Below are 24,656 nucleotides of genomic sequence, written 5' to 3'. Positions count from 1 at the left end.
AGAACCATGGAGTCCACGCGACGGAAGGGCACGTCATGTCGGGACAGCCGAAGGTACGGACCGCGGAAGGCGTCGTGCAGGGGCGCCGGCGGCAGGGGCACGCGGTGTTCCGCGGCATCCCCTACGCCCAGCCCCCGGTCGGAGCGCTCCGCTTCGCCGCGCCCGCGCCGCCGCACCGCTGGGACGGGACGAGGCAGGCGGTCGAGTTCGGCCCCCTGGTGCCGCTGTCCCTGCCGATCGACGTGCGCCCGCAGGGCACCGACTGGCTGACGCTCAACGTCGGCACTCCGGATCCGGGCGCGGCGGGACTGCCGGTGCTGGTGTGGATCCCCGTGGGCGGCTACCTCTCGGCGGCGTCGAGCGACCCGATGTACGACCCGGCTGCTCTGGCGAAGGCGGGAGTCGTCGTGGTGACCCTCAACTGCCGCGTGGGCGCGGAGGGATTCGCGTTCCTCGACGACGTGCCGCCCAACCGCGGATTCCTCGACCAGATCGCGGCGCTCGAGTGGGTGCAGCGCAACATCGCCGGCTTCGGAGGCGACCCCGGCCGGGTCACCGTGGGCGGGCAGTCGGCCGGGGCGGGCTCGGTCGCCGCCCTGCTGTCGATGAAGTTCGCGCGCGGCCTGTTCCGGCGGGCCATCGCCCATTCGGTGCCGGGGCTGCGCAGCACCCCCGCGCTGGCACGGGAGGTCACCGCCGCGTTCGCGGACCGGCTCGGCGCGGCGGCCCCCACCGCCGAGGCCCTGCGCGACCTCGACCCGTGGCACCTGGCCGCCGAGCTGACCGCCTTCAACGCCGGCCTCCCCGCGCACCGGGAGAGCTGGGGACGCCTCGCGGACACCGGCACCGCGCTGTGCCCCGTCGTCGACGGCGAGGTCCTCCCGGAAACACCCGGGCCCGCGCCGGCCGAAGCGCGCGCGAGCGGGACCGAACTGCTCGTCGGCCACACCCGGGACGAGTTCCGGTACTTCAGCGTCGTGAGCGGACGGTACGGCACCTTCACCGAGGAGGACGCCCACGCGGCCCTGAACCGGCACGCCCCGCGACCGGACGGCGCGCGGGCCTACCGTGCCGCGTTCCCGCAGGCAGGCCCGGAGGAGTTGGTGGAGACGGTGTACTCCGACGCCCTATTCCGCATGCCGTCACAGAGACTGGCCGAGGCGAACGCCGCAGCCGGTGGCACCTCGTACCTGTTCGAACTGTGTTGGGCCGCCCCGGCCCTCGACGGCATCCTGGGCGCCTGCCACAGCCTCGACGTGCCCCTGGCGTTCGGCACGCTGGACAGCCCCGCCGGTGTCCAGCTCATCGGCGAAGAGCCGACTCCCGAGGCCGTCGCGCTCTCCCGCGAACTCCAGGAGGCATGGGTCCGCTTCGTCACCACCGGCGACGCGGGGTGGCCCGCCCACCGGCCCGACGGTCACCTCACCCGCGTCCTGGACACCGAGTCGAAGACTCTCCCCTACCCCGAACAGGCATCCCGCCAGATCTGGGAAGGCCACTCCCCCACCCCCTTCGACCTTCCGTGACGGTCCGGCCCAGCCGCTACGGCTGCCGCACCGCGGCCCTCCCGCCCGTCGGGGACAGCGTGAACTGCTCCCTCGAAGAGCTTGAACACGACCGCCGGCCGGCCCCGTCAGCCGACGACACGGGGTGCCCGTGACAGGCATGACACCGGCATGCCCTGCGGACGGACCGGCGCACCCTGGGCCCTCCTGGTTCCGGGCGTCGGACTCCGCACCCCACCCACACTTCGACCTCCACGCCGCGGCCACCCGGCTCCGTCGGGACTCGTCCTGACCTGACATCGCCGCATGAGCCGACTACTTCCCGCACGCGCGCGACCGAGCCCGACGCCGACGCCGACGCCAACGCCGACGCCGACGCCCCCGAGGCCTTCGCCCCACGGGACGGACGCGACCACAGCCCGCGACACCCGCTCCCCGCCCGTGACACCCGCTCCCCGCCCACGGCACCGGGAATCCCGGCGTCAGGCCCCCGCGTCGGGAGATGCGAAGCTGGTGGGTATGGATATACGTCGCAGGAACAACGTCACCGTCACCGGCCGTGTGGACGGGCCGGTGCTCCTGCTGGCGCACGGGTTCGGCTGCGATCAGAACATGTGGCGCCTGGTGGCTCCCACGCTGGCCGAGAGCTACCGGGTGGTGCTCCTCGACTACGTGGGCTCGGGCCGGGCGGACCCGTCCGCCTGGGACGAGCGGCGTTACAGCTCCCTGGAGGGCTACGCGCAGGACGTACTGGAGGTCTGCGAGGAACTGGACCTGCGGGACGTGACGTTCGTGGGGCACTCGGTCAGCGCGATGGTCGGGGTACTCGCGGCGGCGAAGGCCCCGCAGCGTCTGTCCCGGCTGGTGATGGTCGCTCCCTCGCCCTGCTACATCGACGACGACGGTTACCGGGGCGGGTTCAGCGCCGAGGACATCGACGAGCTGCTGGAGTCGCTGGAGTCCAACTACCTGGGCTGGTCGGCGGCGATGGCCCCCGTGATCATGGGGAACGCGGACCGGCCGGAACTCGGCCAGGAGCTGACCGCCTCGTTCTGCGCGACCGACCCGCACATGGCCGGTGTCTTCGCCCGCACGACGTTCCTGTCCGACAGCCGCCAGGACCTGAAGACGGTCGCGGTGCCGACGCTGATCCTGGAGTGCCGGCAGGACGTGATCGCTCCCCCGGAGGTCGGCGCCTACGTCCGCGACACGGTTCCCGGCAGTCGGCTGGTGACCTTGGAGGCGACAGGGCACTGCCCGCAGCTGAGCGCGCCACAGGCCACCGCGAGGGCGATCACCGACTTCCTACGGCAGGCGTGATGATGTGCCGCACCGACCAGGGGCCGGAGCCGGGTGAGGAGCAGGACGTAGCCGCCACGGACGCGGTGTTCACCTCGCTGTTGGAGGACAGTACCGAGGAGCTGTACGAGCAGGCGCCGTGCGGGTATCTGTCGACGCTGATGGACGGCACCATCGCGAAGATCAACGCCACGCTGCTGGGATGGCTGGGCCTGGACCGTTCCCGGGTGGTGGGGCGGATGCGGTTCACCGACCTGCTCACCGTGGGCGGCAAGCTCTACCACGAGACGCACTTCGCGCCGCTGTTGCAGATGAAGGGGGAGATCAGCGGCATCGCCCTGGACATCAAGGCCGCAGGCAAGCAGCGGATGCCGGTGCTCGTCACCTCGAAGGTGAAGACCAGCGAGAACGGTGAGCCCCTGCTGATTCGCACCACCGTCTTCGACGCCCGCGACCGCCGCGCCTACGAGGCGGAGCTGCTGCGCGGCCGCAAGGCGGCGGAGGAAGCACGCAGGCGGTCCGAGGCCGACCGCGCCCGGCTCCAGGAAGCTCTCGCCGCCCTCCAGCAGAGCCTGCTGCCCACCGAGCTGCCCGCGGTACCTGGCCTGGAGGCCGGCTCCTACTACCACACGGCCTCCCCTGATCTGCTGGGCGGAGACTTCTACGACCTGTTCCCCCTGGACGGCGGCCGGTGGGCGTTCTTCCTCGGTGACGTGTGCGGCAAGGGCCCCCAGGCCGCCGCGGTCACCTCGCTGGCCCGCTACACCCTGCGTGCCGCCGCCCTGCACGACGCCGACCCCGTCACCGCGCTGACCACGTTGAACACGGTGCTGCACGAGCGGTACGCCAGCGGCGAGGGCCGGTACTGCACCGCCATATTCGGTGTTCTCGAACCGGCCGACGACGGCCACGTCGGGCTGCACCTGGCTTCCGGTGGCCATCCCTCCGCACTGATCAAGCGTGCGGACGGCAGCGCCGACTACCTCCCCACCCCGGGCGGGCTGCTCGTCGGCGTCCTGCCCCAGGCCCCGTTCACCGCCGCCCGCGCCGACCTGCTGCCCGGCGACACCCTGCTCCTGTACACCGACGGCCTGACCGAGGCGCGCACCGGAACCGGGCGCGAGCTCTACGGGGAGGACGCCCTGCGCGCCTTCATCGCCGCCCACCCGCCGACGGGCCCCAAGGCACTGATCACCGCCCTGAGCGAACTGCTCGCCTCCTTCGGCGACGGCCTCGACGACGACACCGCGCTGCTCGCCCTCGGCGTGCCCGCGCCCCTTCCCACCCCCGGGAGCGAAGATCTGACATGAGAGCACTCACGATCACCGCCCGAGACGCCGGCACCGGTCCCGTACTGGAGATCACCGGTGACCTCGACCACCACACAGCGCCCGAACTGCGCGAGGCCGTGGACGGCCTGACCGTTGCCGCGGGGCAGGTGTTGGTCCTGGACCTGGCCGGTCTGGACTTCTGCGACTCCAGCGGGATCAGCGCGTTGCTGTCGGCCCGGAGCGTGGCCGTCGAACACGGCGGTCAGATAGCCCTGGCCGCGGTTCCCGCCAACACCGCCCGCATCCTGGGCATCGTCGGCCTGGACCAGGTCTTCGCCCTCTACCCGGACGCCGCGACGGCTACCGCCCGCAGCTCCGCCACCGGCTGATCCTGCGCCGGCGCCCCGGCGGCCCCGTCAGCCGGGACGTTCGGCGTGCGGTCAGGGGTGCCGGTCCCCAGGAACGGCCGAGGGGCGGTCTCGGATTACTCCGAAACCGCCCCTCACCTGCGACTGTCTCCAGTCGGGACGACAGGATTTGAACCTGCGACCCCTTGACCCCCAGTCAAGTGCGCTACCAAGCTGCGCCACGTCCCGGTGTCTCGCACGCGGTGCGACCGCGTGATCGTGCGGACAGTACTTTACCCCACGTCCGAGGCCACGCCGAAGACGGTCCCCGCACGGCACAATCGGCTGTATGAGCGGTACGAGCGGCGTCGGGGACGGTAGTGACGGGCGGGACCGGGACGGCGACGGGCGGGCGCGGAACGCGCGGCCCCGGGACGGCCTCGGGCGGCCGCTGCCGTACGGCACGGCGGGGGTGGCCCGGCAGCCCGAGGGGATCGTGCGGGCGCCGGAACAGACCGTCGTGGAGGCGCAGGCGCTGTTGGACGCGGGGAAGCCGTTCCACGCGCATGAGGTGTTCGAGGACGCCTGGAAGTCGGGACCCGCGGAGGAGCGGGCGCTGTGGCGGGCGCTCGCCCAGGTCGCCGTCGGGCTCACCCACGCCGCGCGCGGCAACCTCACCGGCGGGGTCCGGCTGCTGCGGCGCGGCGCCGGGGGCGTCGAGGAATGGGCTCGGGATTCCGGGCGGGCCAGGCCCCACGGGATGGATCTGGGCGGCGTGACGCGGTGGGCCAGGGCGCTGGCCGACCACGTGGAGGCGACCGGAGACGTCGTCGACGCGGCGGCGCGGGCACCCAGACTGCGGGGATGACAGGCCCGCCTGCACGCGCGGAGACGGCAGGGTGAAGGGCGCCTCCGCACCACCGCCTCCCCCGCACTCACCCACCTCCCCCGCACGCACTCGCCCGTCCTCCCGCCCCACGAACTCCCGCCCTGCCCACTCACCCGGCACCCTCGGTGCCCCCGTTGTCAGTGGCGTGCGGCAGACTCGGCGCGTGCGAAAGATTCATGTCATCGGTATCGGCGCGGGCGACCCCGAGCAGCTGACGCTCCAGGCGGTGCGGGCGCTGCGCGGCACGGACGTGTTCTTCGTCCTGGACAAGGGCGAGGTGAAGGCCGACCTGGTGCGCGCGCGCCGGGACATGCTCGACGCGCATGTGGAGCCCGGCTCGTACCGGGTCGTCGAGGCCCGTGACCCGGAGCGTGACCGGGCCGCGGGCGGGTCCGCGTACTCGCCGGCCGTCGGGGACTGGCGCAGTGCGCGCGCGGACATCTACGAGCGGCTGATCTCCGAGGAGCTGGGCGAGGAGGAGAGCGGTGCCTTCCTCGTCTGGGGCGACCCCGCGCTGTACGACAGCACGCTCGGCATCCTCGACGAGATCCTCGCGCGCGGCGCCGTCGCCTTCACCTACGACGTGGTGCCGGGCATCAGCAGTGTCTCGGCGCTCGTCGCCCGCCACCGTACCGGCCTGAACCGGGTGGCGGGCCCGGTGCAGATCACCACCGGGCGGCGGCTCGCCGAGGGGCTGCCCGAGGGCGTCGACGACGTGGTGGTGATGCTCGACGCGCACCAGGCGTTCCGGCGGTACGCGGACCAGGACATCGACATCTACTGGGGCGCCTACATCGGCACGCCGGACGAGATCCTCGTCTCCGGGCCGCTCGCCGAGGCCGGTCCGCGGATCGAGCGAATACGGGCCGAGGCCCGTGAGCGCAAGGGCTGGATCATGGACACGTATCTGCTGCGCCGCAACCCCGAGCGGGGCTGAGCGGCCCGCCACCCGAGCGGACCGGTACGGCATGCGGCCCAGGACCGGCGGTGTGATCGTGACCAGGTGACTGTGACCGAGGAGACCGCACCGCCCGCCGCCTCGCAACCACCCGTGCTGGACTCACGGCGCCGCAACATCATCTTCGTGACGATCATGCTGGGCATGCTGCTGGCCGCCCTCGACCAGACGATCGTCGGCACCGCCCTGCCGACGATCGTGTCGGACCTCGGCGGCGCCGACCACATGTCGTGGGTGGTCACCTCGTACCTGCTCGCGGAGACCGTGGCGACGGTCCTGGTGGGGAAGTTCGGCGACCTGTTCGGCCGCAAGGTGGTCTTCCAGGTCTCGGCGATCGTCTTCATCACGGGCTCGTTCCTGTGCGGTCTGGCCACCAACATGTCGTACCTGATCGCCTGGCGGGGCATGCAGGGCATCGGCGCGGGCGGGCTGATGGTGACGGCCATGGCACTGATCGCCGACGTCATCCCGCTGCGCGAACGCGGCAAGTACCAGGGCGCGATCGGCGCGGTGTTCGGGGTGGCGACGGTCATCGGGCCGCTGCTCGGCGGGCTGTTCACGGACCATCTGACCTGGCGCTGGGCGTTCTACGTCAACGTGCCGATCGCGATCGTCGTGGTGCTGGCCGCCGCCCGGACCATCCCGGTGGTGAAGTCGGCGTCCCGGCCGGTCATCGACTACCTGGGCATCGCGCTGGTCGCGGTCGGCGCGAGCGCGCTGATCCTCGCGACGAGCCTCGGCGGCAACGAGTACGCGTGGGGCTCGGGCGTCATCATCGGCCTCTTCGTCGGCGGCGCGGTGGCGCTCGGCCTGTTCTGCTGGGTGGAGACCCGGGCCCGCGAACCGATGCTGCCCATGCGGCTGTTCTCCAACCCGGTGTTCGGGGTCTGCTCGGTCCTCAGCTTCGTCGTGGGCTTCGCGATGCTCGGCGCGATGACGTATCTGCCGACCTATCTCCAGTACGTCGACGGCGACTCCGCCACCGTCTCAGGTGTGCGGACGCTGCCGATGGTGATCGGGCTGCTTATCGCGTCGGTGTTCAGCGGCACCGTGGTCAGCAGGACCGGCAAGTACCGGTGGTTCCCGATCGCGGGGTCGCTGGTGATGGGCGCGGGCCTGTATCTGATGTCCCTGATGGGGCCGTCCAGCGGGGTGTGGCTCGAGTCGCTGTACATGTTCGTGCTCGGCACCGGGATCGGCCTGTCCATGCAGGTGCTGACGATCGCCGTGCAGAACACCGTCGACTACGCCGACCTCGGCACCGCGACCTCGGGCGTCACCTTCTTCCGGACGCTGGGCAGTTCGTTCGGCACCGCCGTGTTCGGCACGATCTACGCCAACTCCCTGGCGCCGAACCTCAAGGACGGCATCGCGGCGGCCGTACGGACGACCAGCGCCGTACCGCCGGCCGTGATCACCAAGGCGGCGAGCAGTCCCGAGGGCCTGCACCGGCTCCCGGCCGCGACCCGGGCACCGATCGTCCACGCCTACGCGGAGACGATCCAGACGGTGTTCCTGTGGACGGTCCCGGTCGCGGCGGTCGGTTTCGTGGTCGCCCTGTTCCTCAAGCAGGTGCAGTTGCGGGACAGCGCGCGGATGGGTTCGACCGACATGGGCGAGGGGTTCGCCTCGCCGCACGGCGCGAACTCGCAGCGCCTGCTCGAAGCGTCCGTCGGCAAGATCATCGGGCGCACCGACCTGGAGACCGCGCGCCGGATCATCGTGGAGTCCGACACCCGGCTTGATGTCGCGGGGGCGTGGGCCGTGATGCAGGTCGAGCTGCACACCAGGCTGGTCGGGCACGCCAGCCTCGGACTGATAGCCGCGCGTCGGCATCTGCCGCCCGAGGTGCTGTTCCCGGTGTTCGACCGGATGGTCCAGGAGGGCTATCTCACCCGCACCGGCTCTCTCCTCTCGCACACGGAGGCGGGCGCCCGCGAGGCCGCCGTCATCACCCGGGCGTGGGGCAGTTGGCTGAAGGACCGCGTCCAGGAGGACCTGGGCCGCCCCAGCGGAGCGGAGTTGCGCGCGGCGGTGGACTCGATCGCCCGCCGCCTGATGATCGAGGACCTGTCGACGGGACTGCCCCAGCGGACGGCGGAACTGACCGCGAGCTGAGGGGACGGGCTCGGGGCGACCGAGGCGGCAGAGGCAGTAGCAACGGCGGGGTTGTGGCGGCGAGGGACGCGTCCAGGACCGCGTACACCTTGATGGCCTCCGCAAGGAGGCCGCGTGGGTGCCGCCTGGATGCCACGTGAATGCCGCAGGCAGGGAAAACGAGGTGTGGGCGGGAGCGGGCCCGCGCGATACTGCCCGCATGTCCGCCTCGCCCGTTCGCCGCTTCCACGATCCGGGGCTCACCGCGCACCACTTCGCCGGCTCGCAGTTGGTCCGCTGCCCGCGCTGCGCACGCGTCGCGCACCGCACGCGCCAGCCCGCCCCGCACGACGGCCACGGTCACGGCGACCTCGACGGCCACGGCGGACGCCCGCCGGGCTTCCGGCTGGTCTGCCGGTCCTGCGGGCTGAACCGCGCGCCGAGCGAACCCGTTCCGGTGACCGTGCTGTGGCTGTCGGCGCGGACCAGGCACGGCACGATCTGGGCGTACAACCTCGAACACCTCGATCTGCTGCGGCGGTTCGTGGCGGCCGGCCTGCGCGAGCGTGACCCCTGGTACACGCACGGTCCGAAGATGACGTCCGTGGGGCGGCTGCCCGCCTGGATGAAGGCGGCCCGCAACCGTGCCGAAGTGCTGCGCGTGATCGACCGGATGCGCGCCTCGGTGGTCAACTCCCGCTGAGACCAAGCAGGTCGAGGGCGCCCGCGACATCCGGGACGACCCGCACGCCGGGAGGGGTCGCGGGGCGGGTCACGAGGACGACGGGCAGGGCGAGTCGGCGGGCCGCCGTGAGTTTGGGCGCGGTCGCCGCTCCCCCGCTGTCCTTGGTCACCAGGACGTCGATCCGGTGCTCCCGCAGCAGCGCCGTCTCTCCGTCGACGGTGAACGGGCCCTTGGCGAGCAGGACTTCGGTGTGCGGGGGCATCGGCGGCTCGGGCGCCTCCACGGAGCGTACGACGAAGTGCACCCCGGTGAGACGCGCGAAGGCGGAGAGGCCGAGGCGTCCGGTGGTGAGCAGCACCCGGCGGCCGAGTCCCGGAAGGACATCGGCGGCGGCCGACAGGGACGGCACCGGATGCCAGCGGTCGCCCGGGACGGACGTCCAGCCGGGGCGGCGCAGCACCAGCGAGGGGACGCCCGTCGCCTCGGCGGCCCGAGCAGCGTTGGCCGTGATCGTCCCGGCGAAGGGGTGGGTGGCGTCGACGAGGGCGTCCACGCGGTGCTCGCGCAGCCAGTCGGCCAGCCCCTCGGCCCCGCCGAAACCGCCGATCCGCACGTCCCCGGCGAGCGCGCCGGGCCTGCTCACCCGCCCGGCCAGCGAGGACGTGACCCGCACACCGCCACGGGCCACGAGGGCGGCGGCCAGTTCACGGGCCTCGGTGGTACCGCCGAGGATCAGGACGTGCGGGGACATGAGGCGAGCGTACGAGGTGACCGCCGGGCGGAGCACGGCGAGGGCGTCACTCTCACCTCACACCCATCAGCACTGGCCTCTGGCCTCTGGCCTCTGGCCTCCCACCCCTCACCTGGGAGAACACTATGAACAGAACGTCCCGGCCATGGTCACCGCTCCGGGCTCCTCCCTAACATCGCCGCCGGACGGCGCGACGGAGCGCCGCCGAGGACGAGGAGCAGCTCTTGGACCGCTCGCGCATCCACCCGCGGGGCCGACGGCGTCGCCGTGCCGGACTGTCGGTCGCCCTGACCGCCACGGTCGCCGCCCTGCTGACCGGCGCCCCGCCCGCCCGCGCGGCCACCGCGCAGCCCGCCGCCTGTCCGGAACGGCTGGCGGCGAAGGCCACTTGCTACAGCGGCCTGGGCGCGCACGGCGCCGCGTACACGATCGCCGTCCCCGACGACTGGAACGGTTCCCTCGTCGTGCACGCGCACGGCGGGCCCGACCTGGGCGAAGGCTCCGATCCGGCGCGCAGCGCGGACGACCTCGGGCGGTGGTCGGTGATGGTGGACGAGGGGTACGCGTGGGCGGGTTCGTCGTACCGGCGGGGCGGTTACGGCACCCGGATGGCCGCCGAGGACACCGAGAACCTGCGGCGCCTGTTCGTGACGGAGTTCGGGCAGCCGCGGCGGACCTATCTGCACGGGCAGTCCTGGGGCGGGAACGTCGCGGCGAAGATCGCGGAGACGTACGGCGCCCGCGGCGGGGCCGGCGGGCGCGGTGGCCGGTCGGGGCCCTACGACGGTGTACTGCTGACCAGCGGGTTGCTGGCGGGCGGCTCCCGGGGGTACGACGCGCGCGTCGATCTACGCGTCGTCTACCAGTACTACTGTCAGAACCATCCGCGGCCCACGGAGCCGTCGTACCCGCTGTGGCAGGGGCTGCGGGCCGGTTCGACGCTGACGCACGCGGGGCTGCGCGCCCGGCTCCAGGAGTGCACCGGGTACGCCTCGCCGCCCGCCGAGCGGACCGTCGGCCAGCAGCGCAACCTCGACGACATCCTGGCCGTCACGCGGCTGCCCGAGCGCACCCTCGAGTCGCATCTGGCGTACGCGACGTTCACGTTCCGGGACATCGTGCACAACCGGCTCGGCGACCGGAACCCGTTCTCCAACCTGGGGGTGCGCTACACCGGCTCGCACGACGACACCGCGCTCAACGCGGGCGTGGAGCGTTTCGCCGCCGACCCGACGGCCGTGCGCGACCTGTCGTACGACAGTGATCTGACCGGCGGGGTGACGGTACCGGTGCTGACGATGCACGCGGTGGACGATCCGACGGCGCTGGTGGAGTTCGAGTCGGCCTACCGGGCCACGCTGCGCGGCGCGGGCCGGGACCGGCATCTGGTGCAGACGTTCACCACGGAGGCCGAGCACAGCGCGCTGAGCGACGCCGAGTACGCGAACTCGCTCGCCGCGCTGGACGCGTGGGTGCGCACCGGGCGCAAGCCGACGGCCCGCGCGGTGGCGGCGTCCTGCCCGGCCTTCGACCGGGAGTACGGCACCGGCTGCTTCTACGACCCGGGGTACCGGCCCGCGCCGTTCGCCGCGCGGGTGCGGCCCAGGACCGGCGGTCTGCACTGGCCCGCCATGACGGCGGCCGAGGAGCGCGTCTGGAGCCGGGTGGACGGCGTCGGCATCGCGCCGTGACCGACCGGGCCCGGACTCGGGTCAGCGCAGCAGGAGTTGCAGGCCGCCCACGACGGTCGCCGCGATCACGAGCTGTTCGAACAGCCGCTGGTTGATGCGGTCAACCGCCCACTTGCCCAGCAGGGCGCCGGGGACGACGAACAGCACGAGCGCGGCGTCGAGCAGCAGCGAGGTGCCGTCGATCAGGCCGAGCCCCGCGCTGAAGGGCACCTTGGTGACGTTGACGATCAGGAAGAAGAACGCCGAGGTGCCCAGGAAGCCGAGTTTGCGGAAGCCCGCGGAGAGCAGATACAGCGACATCACCGGGCCGCCCGCGTTGGCGACCATGGTGGTGAAGCCGCCGAGCACGCCGTAGGAACGGGCCTTGAGGCGGCCGGAGCGGGTGGCGACCGAGTCGGGCCCCTCGTCGGCCGCGGCCCGGCGGCGGCGCCACACCGTGACCCCGGCCATGAGCAGCAGGATCGCGCCGATCGAGGTGCGGACCATGCCGTCGTCGGCCCAGATCAGGAACACCGTGCCGGCCAGCACGCCGGCGGCGACGGCCGGGAACAGCCGCCACAGGGTGGGCCAGTGGGCGTGCCGCCGGTAGGTGAGGACGGCGACGACGTCGCCCGCGATCAGGATCGGCAGCAGCACGCCGGTGGAGGCGCGGGCGGGCAGGATCGCCGCGAAGATGGCGAGGCTCACCGTGTTGGCGCCGCTCACGGCGGTCTTGGAGAAGCCGACGAGGAGCGCGGCGCAGGCGAGCGCCGCGAACTCCCAGCCGGTGAGGTGCCAGAGGGTCATCGTGTTCATGCGGAGACCGATGCTATGTCCATACAACCGGACGCGTAAGGAGCGTCTCGGCAGATGACCACCGGGCCCGGGTCCCGCCCCGGCGACCGCCCCTCACCCCGAGCACCACACGCCCTTCACCCCGAGCACCGCACGGCCCTCATCCCGAGCACGGTACGGCCGGCCCTCACTCCGAGCGCCACACGGCCCGCGTAGGACCCCGGCCCCCGCCCGATCCAAAGGGACAGCGGGACGACGGGACGACGGGACGGTGGGACGGTGGGACGGTGGGACGACGCGACGGTGGGACGACCGATCGCCCGACCCCGGCGCCGCTTGATCCCGACAACAGACCCTAGTGGCGTTCCACCAGCACCGCGCTCCCCTGCCCCACGCCCACGCACATCGTGGCGAGGCCGCGGTCCGCGCCCGTGCGGCGCATGCGGTGCAGGAGGGTGGTCAGGATGCGGGCGCCCGAACAGCCCAGGGGGTGGCCGAGGGCGATCGCGCCGCCGCTCGGGTTGACCAGGTCGGGATCGACGCCGAGTTGGTCGACGCAGGCGAGAGCCTGGGCGGCGAACGCCTCGTTGAACTCGGCCTCTTGGACGTCCTGGACGCTCCACCCCACGCGGGCCAGCGCCTTGCGGGTGGCGGGCACCGGCCCGATGCCCATCACGTCGGGGTGCACGCCCGCCGAGGCGCCGGCCACGTACCGGCCGAGCGACTCCAACCCCAGCTCGTTCAGGGCCTCTTCGCTGACCAGGACGAGTCCCGCGGCGCCGTCGTTCATCGGGGAGGCGTTGCCCGCGGTGACCGTGCCGCCGGCGCGGAAGACCGGCTTGAGGCGGGCGAGCTTCTCGTACGAGGTGTCCTCGCGGACGCATTCGTCGGTGTCGACGACCACACCGTCCGGGCGTTCCACGGGCAGGAGTTCGTCGTCGAAGTGGCCGTTCTCGCGGGCCTCGGCGGCGCGTCGGTGGCTGCGCAGCGCGAACTCGTCCTGGCGTTCGCGGGTGACGCCGTACCGTTCGGCGACCTCCTCGGCGGTCCCGCCCATCGGGAGCAGTCCGTGCAGGTCCTTCATCGCGGGGTTGACCAGCCGCCAGCCGAGGCGGGTGTCGGCGGTCTCCATCCGGTGCGGGAGCGCCTCGTCGGGGCGGGGCAGCACGAAGGGGGCGCGGCTCATCGACTCGGAGCCGCCCGCGAGGACGATGTCGGCCTCGCCCGCGGCGACGGTGCGGGCGGCGAGGGTGACGGCTTCGAGGCCGGAGGCGCAGAGCCGGTTGACGGTGGCGCCCGGCACGGTCTCGGGCAGGCCGGCGAGGAGGGCGGCCATCCGGGCGACGTTGCGGTTGTCCTCGCCCGCCTGGTTGGCGGCGCCCCAGTAGACGTCGTCGATCCTGGCCGGGTCGAGGCCGGGCAGGTCGGCGACCAGGCCGCGGATCACGCCGGCCGCGAGGTCGTCGGGGCGCACGGTGGACAGGGAGCCGCGGAGCTTGCCGATGGGGGTGCGGCGCGCTGCCGCGAAGTGGACGGGACGCACGACAGGACTCCTGACCGACCGTGCCCGACGCTTCGAGCGACGCCCGCGAAGCGTTCGGGACACCTCCGAATAAATTAGCACCGCTAGTTTTGGACTATAGACCGCGCATCGGGCCGCTGGGAAGATCCGCGCGCCCTCGGCGCGTCCGGGAGGGTGTTTGCGCCGGTCCGCGCCGGGCACCCGCGCTCGGAGAGCCCCCGCCGCCGAAGGCCCTGGTCGTCCAGGGTCCCGGCCGGCGAGGGCCCCGATGGCCGAAGGGCCCTGTCACCGAAGGAGAGACACCCGTATGACCGTGGTGAAGAGCACCCTGCCCGACCCGGACCGCGACATCACAGGGGAGGCCCTCCAGGGCACCCTCGTGGATCTGCTCGGGCTCTCGCTGATCGCCAAGCAGGCCCACTGGAACATCGTCGGACCGCGGTTCCGCTCCGTCCATCTGCAACTGGACGAGGTGGTGGACACCGCCCGCGCCTACGCCGACACGGTCGCGGAGCGCGCCGCCGCGCTCGGGGTGACGCCGGACGGCCGTCCCGAGACGATCGCCGCCGCGTTCACGCTGCCGAGCCCGAAGGACGGCTGGCTGCGTGACTCCGACGTGGTGCGGCTGATGGTGGAGACGCTGGAGGCGGCCATCGGACGGCTGCGCGCCCGGATCGCCGCGACCGACCGGCCCGACCCGGTCTCCCAGGACCTGCTGATCTCCCTCACCGCCGAACTGGAGAAGCAGCGCTGGATGTTCGCGGCGGAGGACTGGCCGAACGAGAGCTGACGCCGCGCGAACTGACGCCCCGTCAAGGACGCCATCCATCGGAGGATGGCGCCATCGGATGGCGTCGGCAGACGGGCGGCAGACGGCGCGGGGTGACGACGTCGAGGACGGGGCCCGGCCCGAACAGGACACCGATCAGGACCTGTTGGGCCCCTGGGCCCCTCAGTCCCGCTCGCCCTTGCCCGCCATCATCCGCTCCAGCCGGTCGAACCGCTCGTGCAGCGCGCGGGCCGTCTCCTCACCCAACTCCCGTGCCCCGTCGTACATCCGGTGCCGTCTGCGCTGTTCGCGGCCGACGAACCAGGTGGCGAGGGCCGCGGTGACCATGCCGTACGTGGTGATCCCGATGATCATGACGACCGTGCCGATCAGCCGGCCCCCGAGGGTGACGGGGTAGAAGTCGCCGTATCCGACGGTCGTCGCGGTCTCGATCGACCACCACAGGCCCTGCGGATACGTCTCCAGGTTGGCGCGCGCGGCACCCCGTTCGACGGTGACGACCGCCCAGGCGCCGAGGAACAGCACCACCACCAGGGCGGCGGTCGTCGCGCCCGCCGCCTTGGCATGCAGGGAGCGGCCCTCGCGGGCGAGCAGCGACTGGACCGCCCTGGTGAAGAATCCGGGCAGCATGGTCACTCCTTCGGGTCGGCTTGCTGGCCAGTGTCGTGGCGGGAGCGGCGGCGGGCATGCCGGGCGGGGCGTTCGAGTTGCCGAACCGGGTGCGCCGTTGTGCGCTGGGGGCCCGGGTCGGCGCGCGCCAGCAGGAGGTCGGTCCCATGACGGAGCAGCCCCACGAGGTGCCGGAGACCTTCACGTTCGTCTGCGGGAGCTGCGGGCACAGCTGGGAGGCCACGTTCCGGCTGCTGTTCTTCACCGACCCGCTGGCCCCGACGGGCGGCGCCACCCAGGAGTACGTCGACGAGGCGGGCCGTTCCGTGCGCTCACCGCTCACCGACGCGGTCTGCCCCCGCTGCGGCGGACGCCGGGTGCGGGTCCTGGAGACGGGCCGCGCGGAGCGCGAGGCACGAGCCGAACAGGCACACCAGGAGGACCGGCCGCACCGTGAGGACCGGGCACACCAGGAGGACCGGGCGCACCGTGAGGACCGGGCACACCAGGAGGACCGGGCGCACCGTGAGGACCGGGCACACCGTGAGGACCCTGAGCATCCCCCGCACCGCCCCCACCTCCCGCCCCGCCCTCATCTCCCCCACCACCCGCAGCACCCTCACCACCCCCACCACCCGCACCTCCCGCACCACTCCCGGCCCGACGACGGCGCGAGCCCGCCGTGACGCCTCGCGTCGCGGGCGCGCGGTGACCGCCTCACCACCCCTCCCCTCGCCCCTCTCCTCCCGTCGCCCCTCCCCTCGCCCCCCTCCCCTCACCCGGACGGCTCCGTGCGCTGGTGGCGCCCCCCTCCCGGTGGTGCGCTGAGGACACGCCCTGTCCCGAGGAGGCATCCGCGATGGCCCGTCGCCCGTCCCGTCCCGCCCGTGTGCTCGCGACCGCCGTGGCCGCGGGCGCGCTGCTGACCACCGCGGCCTGTTCGGACGGCGGCGCCTCCCGTGCCTCCGGGTCCTCCGACGCCGTGGACGCCACCGGGGCGGCCGCCTCACCGGTCGCCGCCGACTCGCCCTCCGCCTCCCCCACGGCCTCGCCGTCGAACCGGCTGACCACGGCGGGCGCGCGGACCGCGCTGATCACCGAAGGTGACATCGAGGACGACTGGACGCAGGTCAAGAGCGCCGGGAGATGGCGGGAGAGCCTGCTCGTCGGCAAGGTCGACGTGGCCGGCTTCCTGACCGCGAAGACCGACGCGGCCGACTGCCAGAAGCTGCTCGACTCCCTGTACGGCGACGCGCTGCTGGGCAAGCCGTCCGGGCCGTCCGCGGTCACCGGCTTCCAGGACGGCGACTCGCGGCTGTTCTACCAGGTCGCCGCCTACGACCCGGCCCGCCTCGACGCCGCGCTGACCTGGATGCGCACGCTGCCCGCCAAGTGCGCGTCGTTCACCGCGACCGGCAAGGGCGGCAAGCGGGCGGTGCGGGTCACCGAGGAGTCGGTGCCGAACGAGGGTGACGCGCGGCAGGGGCTGCGGGTCACCGTCCAGGGCAACGTCGACGGCTCCCCGACCACGCTCACCCTGGACGTCGCCGCCGTGCGGGTGGGGGACGACGCGATCACCGTGACGGCGGGCGGCCTCGGCGGCGGCCAGCAGGAGTCGGTGAAGGAGGCCGTCGAACAGGGCACCCAGCGCCTCAAGGACGTCCTCGCGGGCAAGACACCCGCCCCGAACCCCGGACAGTTCGACTGACGTCACCCCTCCGCACACCTGATCGGCCGATTCCCGGGACACCCTGATCACCGGGATGCACAATGGCGGCGAAGGGCCCAGGCCGTGCGAGAAGGAGCAGAGCAGTGAGTGAGAGCCACACCGCGTCCAGTGGATCGTCGCGGCTGAACACCGGTGTGGCGCACAACGCGCGCGTCTGGAACTACTGGATCGGCGGCAAGGACAACTACGAGGTCGACCAGCAGGTCGCCGAGCAGGTCGCCGAGATGTTCCCGGTCATCCGGGAGATCGCCCGCGCCGACCGCTGGTTCCTCGGCCGGGCGGTGCGCTTCCTGGCCGAGGAGCACGGGGTGCGCCAGTTCCTCGACATCGGCACCGGCCTGCCGACGGCCGACAACACCCACGAGATCGCCCAGCGGGTGGCCCCGGACGCGCGGATCGTGTACGTCGACAACGACCCGATCGTCCTCGTGCACGCCCGCACCCTGCTGACCGGCTCGGCCGAGGGCGCCACCGACTACATCGACGCGGACGTCCGCGACCCCGACGCCATCCTCGAACAGGCGGGCCGCACCCTGGACTTCGGGCAGCCGGTCGCCGTGATGATGCTGGGCATCCTGAACTTCGTCCTGGACACCGGGGAGGCCCGCGAGGTCGCCCGCCGGATCATGGACGTGATGCCCTCGGGCAGCTTCCTGGTCCTCACCCACCCCACCTTCGACGCGGAGGTCGGCGGCGAGGGCCAGATCCCCGCCATGAAGTTCTGGAACGAGAACGCCACTCCCCCGATCACCGCCCGCAGCGGAGCCGACATCGCCTCGTTCCTCGACGGCCTGCGCATCCTGGAGCCGGGTCTGGTGTCGTGCTCCCAGTGGCGTGCCGACGACGCCTCCCCCGCCGTCGTACCGCAGTACGGCGCGGTGGCCGTGAAACCGTGACCCGCCCGGCGGCCGTCGACGTTCGCGGGGTCCACCGCCTCCCCGGCCCCTCCTGAAAGTATGATCAAGCAATGTCTGACATGACCGAAACGACGCCCGGCTGGCTCAGCTCCGACGAACTGGAGATGGCACGCGCCCGCATGCCGATCCTGTACGTCGAGGCCGTGCCCGTACGTGTCGACGACAGTGGTGAAGTCACCAGCGTCGGCCTGCTGCTGAGGATCGGACCGGACGGCACGGTCAGCCGCACCCTGGTCTCGGGCCGGGTGCTGCACCACGAGCGGGTCAGGGACGCGCTGCTGCGCCATCTGGAGAAGGACCTCGGTCCGGTGGCGCTGCCCCGCATCCCGGCCGCGCTGCAACCCTTCACGGTCGCCGAGTACTTCCCGACCCAGGGCGTCACGCCGTACCACGACCCGCGTCAGCACGCGGTGTCGCTCGCCTACGTGGTGCCGGTGACCGGTGACTGCCGGCCCCGGCAGGACGCCCTCGACCTGGTGTGGTTCAGCCCGCAGGAGGCGCTGTCGCCCGCCGTGGAGAGCGAGATGCCGGGCGGCCACGGTGTGCTGCTCAAGCAGGCGCTGGCCCATGTGGGCTGCGTGCTCTGAGAGTTCACGGCCCGCCGGTCAGGCCCGCGGGCCTGGGCCTTGACCGGCGTGGGTCCCGCCGGGTGCGTGGGGTGACGACCTCGGAAAGGCCGTTCAGCGCCTCGTGCCGCTGAACGGCCCCTCCAGGGCCGCCCATTGGAGCAGCATGATGGTCTTGGCGTCGGCGATCTCGCCGGTGCGGATCATCTCCAGGGCGCGGCGGAAGGGCAGTTCGACGATCTCGATGTCCTCGCCCTCCTCGTCGAGTCCGCCACCCTCGTGGGTGCGGGTGGACGCGCCGTACTCGGCGGCGTAGAAGCTGACCCGCTCGGTGACCGAACCGGGGCTCATGTAGACGTCGAAGACGTGCCGCACCTCGCCGATGGTGTGCCCGGTCTCCTCCACCACCTCGCGGCGGACGGCGAGTTCGGGGTGCTCGTGCTCGTCGTCGAGGAGTCCGCCCGGTGTCTCGACGAGCATGCCGTCGGGGTGGCCGTTGACATAGACGGGGTAGCGGAACTGCCGGGTGAGCAGGACGGTTTCGCGATCGGCGTCGTAGAGCAGCATGGTGGCGCCGTTGCCGCGGTCGTGCGTCTCGCGCTGCTGGGTGCTCCAGGTGCCGTCGGAGCGCTGGAGGTCGTAGGTGGTGGAGCGTTCCACGTACCAGTGGCTGGAGAGCAGGGTCACGTCCCTGACCTTGACGCGCGGGTTGCCCGTCAGGTCGAGGCCCGTGCGGTCGAGGCCGGTGCGTCCGCGGCCGTCGGGGGTGTCGACGCCGGCGGTCATCGGACGTCCGTTCCGGCGTGGTGCGAGCGAGAGTTGGTCATGATCGCTTCTATCACGGCCGGGTTTCGGCACGGTGTGCCGTCCACGACGGCGGCAGTTGTCCCGGTGGCAAGCCCGGTGGGGGCCGGGTGGCGGGCCCGATGACCGAGGAAATCCGAACGAGGCCGCTCCTGAGTACAACCGATCGGACGTGGTCGTCGTCTGACTTCCGGGAGCGTCGTTCTCCCGCAGTTCGCCCGCCTGTTGTCGATGTTTCACCGAGGACCCCCACATGCCCAAGACCCCTTCCGGCCGCCGCACGCTCCGCCAGACCGCCGGCGCGGTCGGCGTCGTCGCGCTGATGGCGCTGGGTGCCGCCCCCGCCGTCGCCGCCGACGACGACTCCGCACCCGGTCTCGTGCTCGGCAAGCTCGGACCGTTCGAAGGGGTGCGGCCGGGCAGCACCTTCGAGGTACCGGCCACCTTCACCAACGCGGGCAGCGCGGCCCTCGACAAGGTGTACCTGTCGTACGAGGTGACGCGCGGGCTGAGCCACACCGAGGTGCCCTCCAACTGCCTGCGCTACGAGATCCCCTCGTACGACGAGTCGCCCACCCACTCCGAGGTGGTCTGCGAGTTCGACCAGACCATCAAGCCGGGCACCGTCTACGCGCCCGAGCGGACCTGGACGCTCAAGGCCGAGAAGCACGCCCTGTGGGACCAGCTCCAGGTGTCCGTGGCGACCGAGCCCGCGGGCCCTGGCGACAGCGGCGCGGAGCCGGTGCGCGGCACCGACCCCGCCCTCAAGCTCGTCGAGAAGCCGGACGCCACCCCGGCCACCTCCGGCGGTCACGGTGACTTCGATGTCGCCGACCTCGCCGTGAAGGCCGACAACACCGCCGACTTCCAGGTCTCCGGCGCCCAGGTGAAGGGCGCGGTCGGCGATGTCGTCGACCTGAAGGTCAAGTTCACCAACGCGGGTCCCGGCTGGGTGCTGCGCCCGATCGGCCAGTCCGCGACCGAGGTGCTGATCGACCTGCCCCAGGGCACGACGGTCACCAAGGGCAACGGCTACTGCGACAAGGAGGCGGCGGGCCGCTACTCGTGCGGCACCACGCAGTCGTGGGTCGACGAGGACGGCGGCGAGACGTACACCTTCAAGGTGCGGATCGACAAGAAGGTGGCCGGCGCCGAAGGGTCCGTGAACCTCGCGGGCGCCTCCCGTCCGTTCGACAAGGTGACCGCCAACGACAAGGCCGCCATCTCGCTCGACGTGACCGGCGCGGGCGCGGGCTCCGGCGGTTCCGCGACCCCGTCGCCCGGCGCCTCCCCGACCACCGGCGGTTCCGGCTCCACCACCACCGGCTCCACGGGCTCCACCGGTGCCACGGGCTCCACCGGCTCCACCGGCTCCACGACGGGTGGTTCCGCCACCACCACGGGCGGCTCCGACGCGTCCACGACCAGCACGGGCGACCTGGCGAGCACCGGCGCGGGGAGCGCCCTGCCGCTCGCGGGCGCGGCGGTCGCGGTGGTCGGACTCGGCGCCGGTACGGTGCTGCTGGCCCGCCGCCGCGCGTCCCGCTCATAGTCAGGCACCACCTCTCGGCCCGACGGCCGGCAGGGCGGCGGACCCGTTCCGCGCCCCGCCGGCCGTTCGTCGTCCGCGGGGCCGGCGCCTTCTCCAGGGCACCCGATGGGCATCCGACGGGCGCCCCCTGGACGACCCGTAACGGGACAGATCACCCCATACATCTCAGCCAAGTCTTGGCTCGTTCGTTTTCTTGAACTCTTCGTGTTTATGAGGGTAGGTTGGTCGCCATGACCGCTCCCCAGACCCCGACCACCGCCGAGGAGCTGCGCGGTGCCGGCCTGCGGGTGACGGCAGCCCGCGTCGCGCTGCTGGAGACCGTCAGGGCGGGAGACCACCTCGGGGTCGACGCCCTCGCCTCCGGGGTGCGCGACCGCGTGGGCCACATCTCCGTCCAGGCCGTGTACGAGGCGCTCCACGCCCTCACGGCCGCAGGACTCATACGCCGTATCGAACCGGCCGGGCATCCGGCCCGGTTCGAGGGTCGCGTCGGCGACAACCACCACCACGTCGTGTGCCGGTCGTGCGGTGTCGTCGCCGATGTCGACTGCGAGGTCGGCGAGGCCCCGTGCCTGACCGCCTCCGACGACCACGGCTTCTCGATCGACGAGGCCGAGGTCACCTACTGGGGCCTGTGCCCCGACTGCTCCACCGGCCGCACAACCTGAGCACCACAGATCTGCCCAGTCCGGAAGGATTCCCATGTCTGAGAACCACGACGCCGCAGAGGCGAAGTGCCCCGTCGCGCACGGGCGCGCGCCTCACCCGACCCAGGGCGGCGGAAACCGCCAGTGGTGGCCGGACCGTCTGAACCTGAAGATCCTCGCCAAGAACACCGCGGTGACCAACCCGCTGGGCGAGGACTTCGACTACGCGGAGGCGTTCGGCGCCCTCGACCTGCCGGCCGTCAAGCGTGACATCGCCGAGGTCCTGACCACCTCGCAGGACTGGTGGCCCGCCGACTTCGGCAACTACGGCCCGCTGATGATCCGGATGGCCTGGCACAGCGCCGGCACCTACCGGATCAGCGACGGCCGCGGCGGCGCCGGCGCCGGCCAGCAGCGCTTCGCGCCGCTGAACAGCTGGCCCGACAACGGCAACCTGGACAAGGCCCGCCGTCTGCTGTGGCCCGTCAAGAAGAAGTACGGCCAGAGCATCTCCTGGGCCGACCTCATGATCCTCACCGGCAACGTCGCCCTGGAGACGATGGGCTTCAAGACCTTCGGCTTCGCCGGCGGCCGCGAGGACGTGTGGGAGTCCGAGGAGGACGTCTACTGGGGTCCCGAGACCGTCTGGCTCGACGACCAGCGCTACACCGGCGACCGTGAGCTGGAGAGCCCCCTCGGCGCGGTCCAGATGGGCCTCATCTACGTCAACCCCGAGGGCCCCAACGGCAACCCGGACCCGATCGCGGCGGCCCGTGACATCCGTGAGACGTTCCGCCGGATGGCGATGAACGACGAGGAGACCGTCGCCCTCATCGCCGGTGGCCACACCTTCGGCAAGACCCACGGCGCGGGCCCGGCCGACCACGTCGGCCCCGACCCCGAGGGCGCGTCGATCGAGGAGCAGGGCCTCGGCTGGCGGAGCACCTTCGGCACCGGCAAGGGCGGCGACGCGATCACCAGTGGCCTCGAGGTCACCTGGACCAGCACGCCGACCCAGTGGGGCAACGAGTTCTTCGCCAACCTGTTCGGCTTCGAGTGGGAGCTGACGCAGAGCCCGGCCGGCGCCAACCAGTGGGTCGCGAAGGACGCCGAGGCGACCATCCCGCTCGCCCACGACGCTTCGAAGAAGCAGCTTCCGACGATGCTCACCACCGACCTGTCGCTGCGCTTCGACCCGATCTATGAGCCGATCTCGCGCCGCTTCTTCGAGAACCCGGAGGAGTTCGCGGACGCCTTCGCGCGTGCCTGGTACAAGCTCACCCACCGTGACATGGGCCCGGTCGTGCGCTACCTCGGCGACGAGGTGCCGTCCGAGGTGCTGCTGTGGCAGGACCCGCTGCCCGAGCGCACCGGCGAGCTGATCGACGCCGCGGACATCGCCTCCCTGAAGGAGCAGATCCTCGGTTCCGGCCTGACGGTCTCCCAGCTGGTCTCGGCGGCCTGGGCGTCCGCGTCCTCCTTCCGCGGCAGCGACAAGCGCGGCGGTGCCAACGGCGCCCGGGTCCGCCTGGAGCCGCAGCGCACCTGGGAGGTCAACAACCCGGACGACCTGGCCCAGGTGCTGCGCACCCTGGAAGGCGTCCAGGCGTCCTTCAACGCGGCCGGCGCCAAGCAGGTCTCGCTGGCCGACCTGATCGTGCTCGCGGGCACCGCGGCCGTCGAGAAGGCCGCGAAGGACGGCGGCGTCGAGGTCGAGGTGGCCTTCACGCCCGGCCGGGTGGACGCCTCGCAGGAGCAGACGGACGTCGAGTCGTTCGCCGCGCTGGAGCCGGCCTCCGACGGCTTCCGCAACTACATCGGCAAGGGCAACCGGCTGCCGGCCGAGTACCTGCTGCTCGACCGGGCGAACCTGCTCACCCTGACCGCGCCCGAGCTGACGGTCCTCGTCGGCGGCCTGCGCGTGCTGGGCGCCAACAGCGGCGGATCGAAGCACGGCGTCCTCACGGACCGCCCCGGCACGCTGACGAACGACTTCTTCGCCAACCTGCTCGACCTGGGCACCACGTGGAAGTCCACGTCCGAGGCGCAGGACGAGTTCGAGGCGCGCGACGCCTCGGGCGCCGTCACCTGGACCGGCACCCGTGCCGACCTGGTCTTCGGCTCCAACTCCGAGCTGCGCGCGGTCGCCGAGGTGTACGCGAGCGACGACGCCAAGGAGAAGTTCGTGAAGGACTTCGCCCAGGCGTGGACGAAGGTCATGGACCTGGACCGTTTCGACCTGGTCTGATCCACGTCCTGGTCTGATCCACGTCAGGATCTGACCGGACACGACCTGACCGGACCTGACCGGACCTGACCGGATCGAATCTGATCCGGTCAGGTCGGCAGCCGGTCCGGTCGGAAGCCGGTCTCGGCCTGTCCGACCTGTTCAATCTGTTCAACCTGTTCGACCAGACCGACGGCCGGGCGGCCCCAGTGGCCCGCCCGGCCGTTCGGCGTTCCCGCCCCCGCTCCCGCCCGCCCCCGGCTCGTCTGCTCACCGCTCACTCCTGGTCGATCCACCCCTGGAGGACGTCGCAGAGCGGCACCAGGTCCCGGTCCAGCTCGCGGAGGAGTTCGGGCGCCGGGGCCGTGGCGGTCTTCCAGCTCCGCAGGGCGGCGAGGAAGGCGGCCTGGACGGCGCCGCCGATGCTCGCGGGCCTCAGCCCCGCGCTGTCCTCACCCAGGCGGTCCGCGACGTACTCCGCGACCGCCTCGGCCCAGCTGATCCACTGCGCCGACTCCTCCGCGCGCAGCTCGGGCGACTCGTCGAGGATGACGAAACGCTTCATCCAGATCCGCCGGTCGTCGACCGACGCGCGCAGCGCCTCCACCACGCAGGTCCTGACCACCGTCATCACCGGTCGGTCCGCCTCCGCGCGGGCCAGCAGCCCGCGCAGCCGTGCCGTGTGATCGTCGAACGCGGACCAGATGACGCCCGACTTCGACGGGAAGTAGCGGAAGAAGGTCGACCTGCTGACGCCGGCCGCCGCCGTGATCGCGGAGATGCCGGTCGCGGCGTACCCGTGTGCGAGGAACAGGTCGACGGCCACCGCCTCGACCTCCTCACGCGACGACACGGGCGGCCGTCCGCGCCCCCGTCCGGCTTCGCTCATACGGGCCGATCCTCCTTGGCCGAATATTTTCGGAACCGAGTACCATTATTCTGTGCGCCGACCCCGCGGCCGGCGCGGCACAGCAGGCCGACAGTGTCCGTCGGCCGAGCGGCTACGGGGAAATCGAACAGTCCTCG

General features: G+C 72.2%; 23 protein-coding genes and 1 tRNA gene. 17 read left to right on the top strand and 7 right to left on the bottom strand.

All coding sequences use genetic code 11. From position 1 onward, the window contains the following. The first annotated feature begins 35 nt into the window (after nt 1-35). The 4 genes from DDJ31_RS33745 (at nt 36) to DDJ31_RS33730 (ending at nt 4,464) form a co-directional block, all read left to right on the top strand. On the top strand, nt 36-1,526 hold the full coding sequence (locus DDJ31_RS33745; protein ID WP_127176624.1) for a carboxylesterase/lipase family protein: 1,491 nt from the start codon (nt 36-38) through the stop codon (nt 1,524-1,526). Nucleotides 1,527-2,024: 498 nt separating this feature from the next. Then, nucleotides 2,025-2,825 (top strand): alpha/beta fold hydrolase, encoded by an 801-nt coding sequence (locus DDJ31_RS33740; RefSeq protein ID WP_127176625.1) that lies wholly within the window; start codon nt 2,025-2,027, stop codon nt 2,823-2,825. Between the two features lie 2 nt (nt 2,826-2,827). Next, nucleotides 2,828-4,114 (top strand): PP2C family protein-serine/threonine phosphatase, encoded by a 1,287-nt coding sequence (locus DDJ31_RS33735; protein WP_127182478.1) that lies wholly within the window; start codon nt 2,828-2,830, stop codon nt 4,112-4,114. After that, complete coding sequence (locus DDJ31_RS33730) at nt 4,111-4,464, top strand: STAS domain-containing protein (RefSeq protein WP_127176626.1); 354 nt, start codon at nt 4,111-4,113, stop codon at nt 4,462-4,464. Before DDJ31_RS33735 ends, DDJ31_RS33730 begins: the two co-directional genes overlap by 4 nt. A gap of 133 nt (nt 4,465-4,597) precedes the next feature. Here DDJ31_RS33730 and DDJ31_RS33725 read toward each other — a convergent pair. Next, nucleotides 4,598-4,671, bottom strand: a tRNA-Pro gene (locus tag DDJ31_RS33725). Nucleotides 4,672-4,771: 100 nt separating this feature from the next. Here DDJ31_RS33725 and DDJ31_RS33720 point away from each other — a divergent pair. From DDJ31_RS33720 to DDJ31_RS33705, 4 genes are all read left to right on the top strand, one after another. Further along, nucleotides 4,772-5,290, top strand: coding sequence for a DUF309 domain-containing protein (locus DDJ31_RS33720; RefSeq protein ID WP_127176627.1), 519 nt, complete (start codon nt 4,772-4,774; stop codon nt 5,288-5,290). Between the two features lie 184 nt (nt 5,291-5,474). Next, nucleotides 5,475-6,248, top strand: a complete 774-nt coding sequence (gene cobF, locus DDJ31_RS33715; protein ID WP_127176628.1) for a precorrin-6A synthase (deacetylating) — start codon at nt 5,475-5,477, stop codon at nt 6,246-6,248. 66 nt (nt 6,249-6,314) lie between these two features. Further along, on the top strand, nt 6,315-8,387 hold the full coding sequence (locus DDJ31_RS33710; RefSeq protein WP_127176629.1) for an MDR family MFS transporter: 2,073 nt from the start codon (nt 6,315-6,317) through the stop codon (nt 8,385-8,387). Between the two features lie 199 nt (nt 8,388-8,586). Next, nucleotides 8,587-9,069 carry a hypothetical protein gene (locus tag DDJ31_RS33705; RefSeq protein ID WP_127176630.1) on the top strand — a complete coding sequence of 161 codons (483 nt, stop codon included), beginning with the start codon at nt 8,587-8,589 and terminating at the stop codon, nt 9,067-9,069. Here DDJ31_RS33705 and DDJ31_RS33700 read toward each other — a convergent pair. Further along, entirely contained in the window at nt 9,056-9,802 is a 747-nt protein-coding gene (locus DDJ31_RS33700; protein ID WP_127176631.1) for a cobalt-precorrin-6A reductase, read from the bottom strand. The two genes, DDJ31_RS33705 and DDJ31_RS33700, sit on opposite strands and share 14 nt — an antisense overlap. Before the next feature lie 275 nt (nt 9,803-10,077). Between DDJ31_RS33700 and DDJ31_RS33695 the strand changes: the two genes are divergently transcribed. Beyond that, complete coding sequence (locus DDJ31_RS33695; RefSeq protein WP_431029134.1) at nt 10,078-11,493, top strand: hypothetical protein; 1,416 nt, start codon at nt 10,078-10,080, stop codon at nt 11,491-11,493. Nucleotides 11,494-11,514: 21 nt separating this feature from the next. Here the strand turns inward: DDJ31_RS33695 and DDJ31_RS33690 are convergent, their stop codons facing one another. Then, nucleotides 11,515-12,288 (bottom strand): sulfite exporter TauE/SafE family protein, encoded by a 774-nt coding sequence (locus DDJ31_RS33690; RefSeq protein WP_127176633.1) that lies wholly within the window; start codon nt 12,286-12,288, stop codon nt 11,515-11,517. A 334-nt stretch (nt 12,289-12,622) separates the two neighbouring features. After that, nucleotides 12,623-13,810: a thiolase family protein gene (locus tag DDJ31_RS33685; protein WP_127176634.1), complete on the bottom strand. Its 1,188-nt coding sequence runs from the start codon at nt 13,808-13,810 to the stop codon at nt 12,623-12,625. A gap of 286 nt (nt 13,811-14,096) precedes the next feature. Between DDJ31_RS33685 and DDJ31_RS33680 the strand changes: the two genes are divergently transcribed. Beyond that, on the top strand, nt 14,097-14,579 hold the full coding sequence (locus DDJ31_RS33680; protein ID WP_127176635.1) for a Dps family protein: 483 nt from the start codon (nt 14,097-14,099) through the stop codon (nt 14,577-14,579). A gap of 162 nt (nt 14,580-14,741) precedes the next feature. Here the strand turns inward: DDJ31_RS33680 and DDJ31_RS33675 are convergent, their stop codons facing one another. Next, nucleotides 14,742-15,209 (bottom strand): potassium channel family protein, encoded by a 468-nt coding sequence (locus DDJ31_RS33675; protein WP_127176636.1) that lies wholly within the window; start codon nt 15,207-15,209, stop codon nt 14,742-14,744. 146 nt (nt 15,210-15,355) lie between these two features. Between DDJ31_RS33675 and DDJ31_RS33670 the strand changes: the two genes are divergently transcribed. The 4 genes from DDJ31_RS33670 (at nt 15,356) to DDJ31_RS33655 (ending at nt 18,421) form a co-directional block, all read left to right on the top strand. Then, nucleotides 15,356-15,874, top strand: coding sequence for a hypothetical protein (locus DDJ31_RS33670; RefSeq protein WP_127176637.1), 519 nt, complete (start codon nt 15,356-15,358; stop codon nt 15,872-15,874). Between the two features lie 173 nt (nt 15,875-16,047). Beyond that, complete coding sequence (locus DDJ31_RS33665) at nt 16,048-16,896, top strand: hypothetical protein (RefSeq protein WP_127176638.1); 849 nt, start codon at nt 16,048-16,050, stop codon at nt 16,894-16,896. Between the two features lie 104 nt (nt 16,897-17,000). Next, a complete protein-coding gene (locus tag DDJ31_RS33660) occupies nt 17,001-17,813 on the top strand; it encodes an SAM-dependent methyltransferase (protein ID WP_127176639.1) in 813 nt (270 codons plus the stop codon). An 80-nt stretch (nt 17,814-17,893) separates the two neighbouring features. Further along, nucleotides 17,894-18,421 carry an NUDIX hydrolase family protein gene (locus DDJ31_RS33655; protein WP_164785096.1) on the top strand — a complete coding sequence of 176 codons (528 nt, stop codon included), beginning with the start codon at nt 17,894-17,896 and terminating at the stop codon, nt 18,419-18,421. Between the two features lie 93 nt (nt 18,422-18,514). On the opposite strand, the gene DDJ31_RS33650 is transcribed toward DDJ31_RS33655, so the two are convergent. Further along, a complete protein-coding gene (locus DDJ31_RS33650) occupies nt 18,515-19,186 on the bottom strand; it encodes an NUDIX domain-containing protein (RefSeq protein WP_127176641.1) in 672 nt (223 codons plus the stop codon). Nucleotides 19,187-19,457: 271 nt separating this feature from the next. Between DDJ31_RS33650 and DDJ31_RS33645 the strand changes: the two genes are divergently transcribed. The 3 genes from DDJ31_RS33645 (at nt 19,458) to katG (ending at nt 23,651) form a co-directional block, all read left to right on the top strand. After that, nucleotides 19,458-20,756: a hypothetical protein gene (locus tag DDJ31_RS33645; RefSeq protein WP_171480938.1), complete on the top strand. Its 1,299-nt coding sequence runs from the start codon at nt 19,458-19,460 to the stop codon at nt 20,754-20,756. A 230-nt stretch (nt 20,757-20,986) separates the two neighbouring features. Further along, nucleotides 20,987-21,424 (top strand): Fur family transcriptional regulator, encoded by a 438-nt coding sequence (locus tag DDJ31_RS33640; RefSeq protein ID WP_127176642.1) that lies wholly within the window; start codon nt 20,987-20,989, stop codon nt 21,422-21,424. Between the two features lie 34 nt (nt 21,425-21,458). Further along, nucleotides 21,459-23,651, top strand: a complete 2,193-nt coding sequence (gene katG, locus DDJ31_RS33635; protein ID WP_127176643.1) for a catalase/peroxidase HPI — start codon at nt 21,459-21,461, stop codon at nt 23,649-23,651. 256 nt (nt 23,652-23,907) lie between these two features. Here the strand turns inward: katG and DDJ31_RS33630 are convergent, their stop codons facing one another. Next, nucleotides 23,908-24,519, bottom strand: a complete 612-nt coding sequence (locus DDJ31_RS33630; RefSeq protein ID WP_127176644.1) for an acyl-CoA-like ligand-binding transcription factor — start codon at nt 24,517-24,519, stop codon at nt 23,908-23,910. Nucleotides 24,520-24,656 lie beyond the last annotated feature (137 nt).

Origin of the sequence: Streptomyces griseoviridis, from assembly GCF_005222485.1 — a bacterium.
In the GTDB taxonomy this organism is placed as follows: domain Bacteria; phylum Actinomycetota; class Actinomycetes; order Streptomycetales; family Streptomycetaceae; genus Streptomyces; species Streptomyces hintoniae.
Note: the sequence above shows the minus strand (reverse complement) of the source record. Positions and strands in the feature narration are given on the sequence as shown.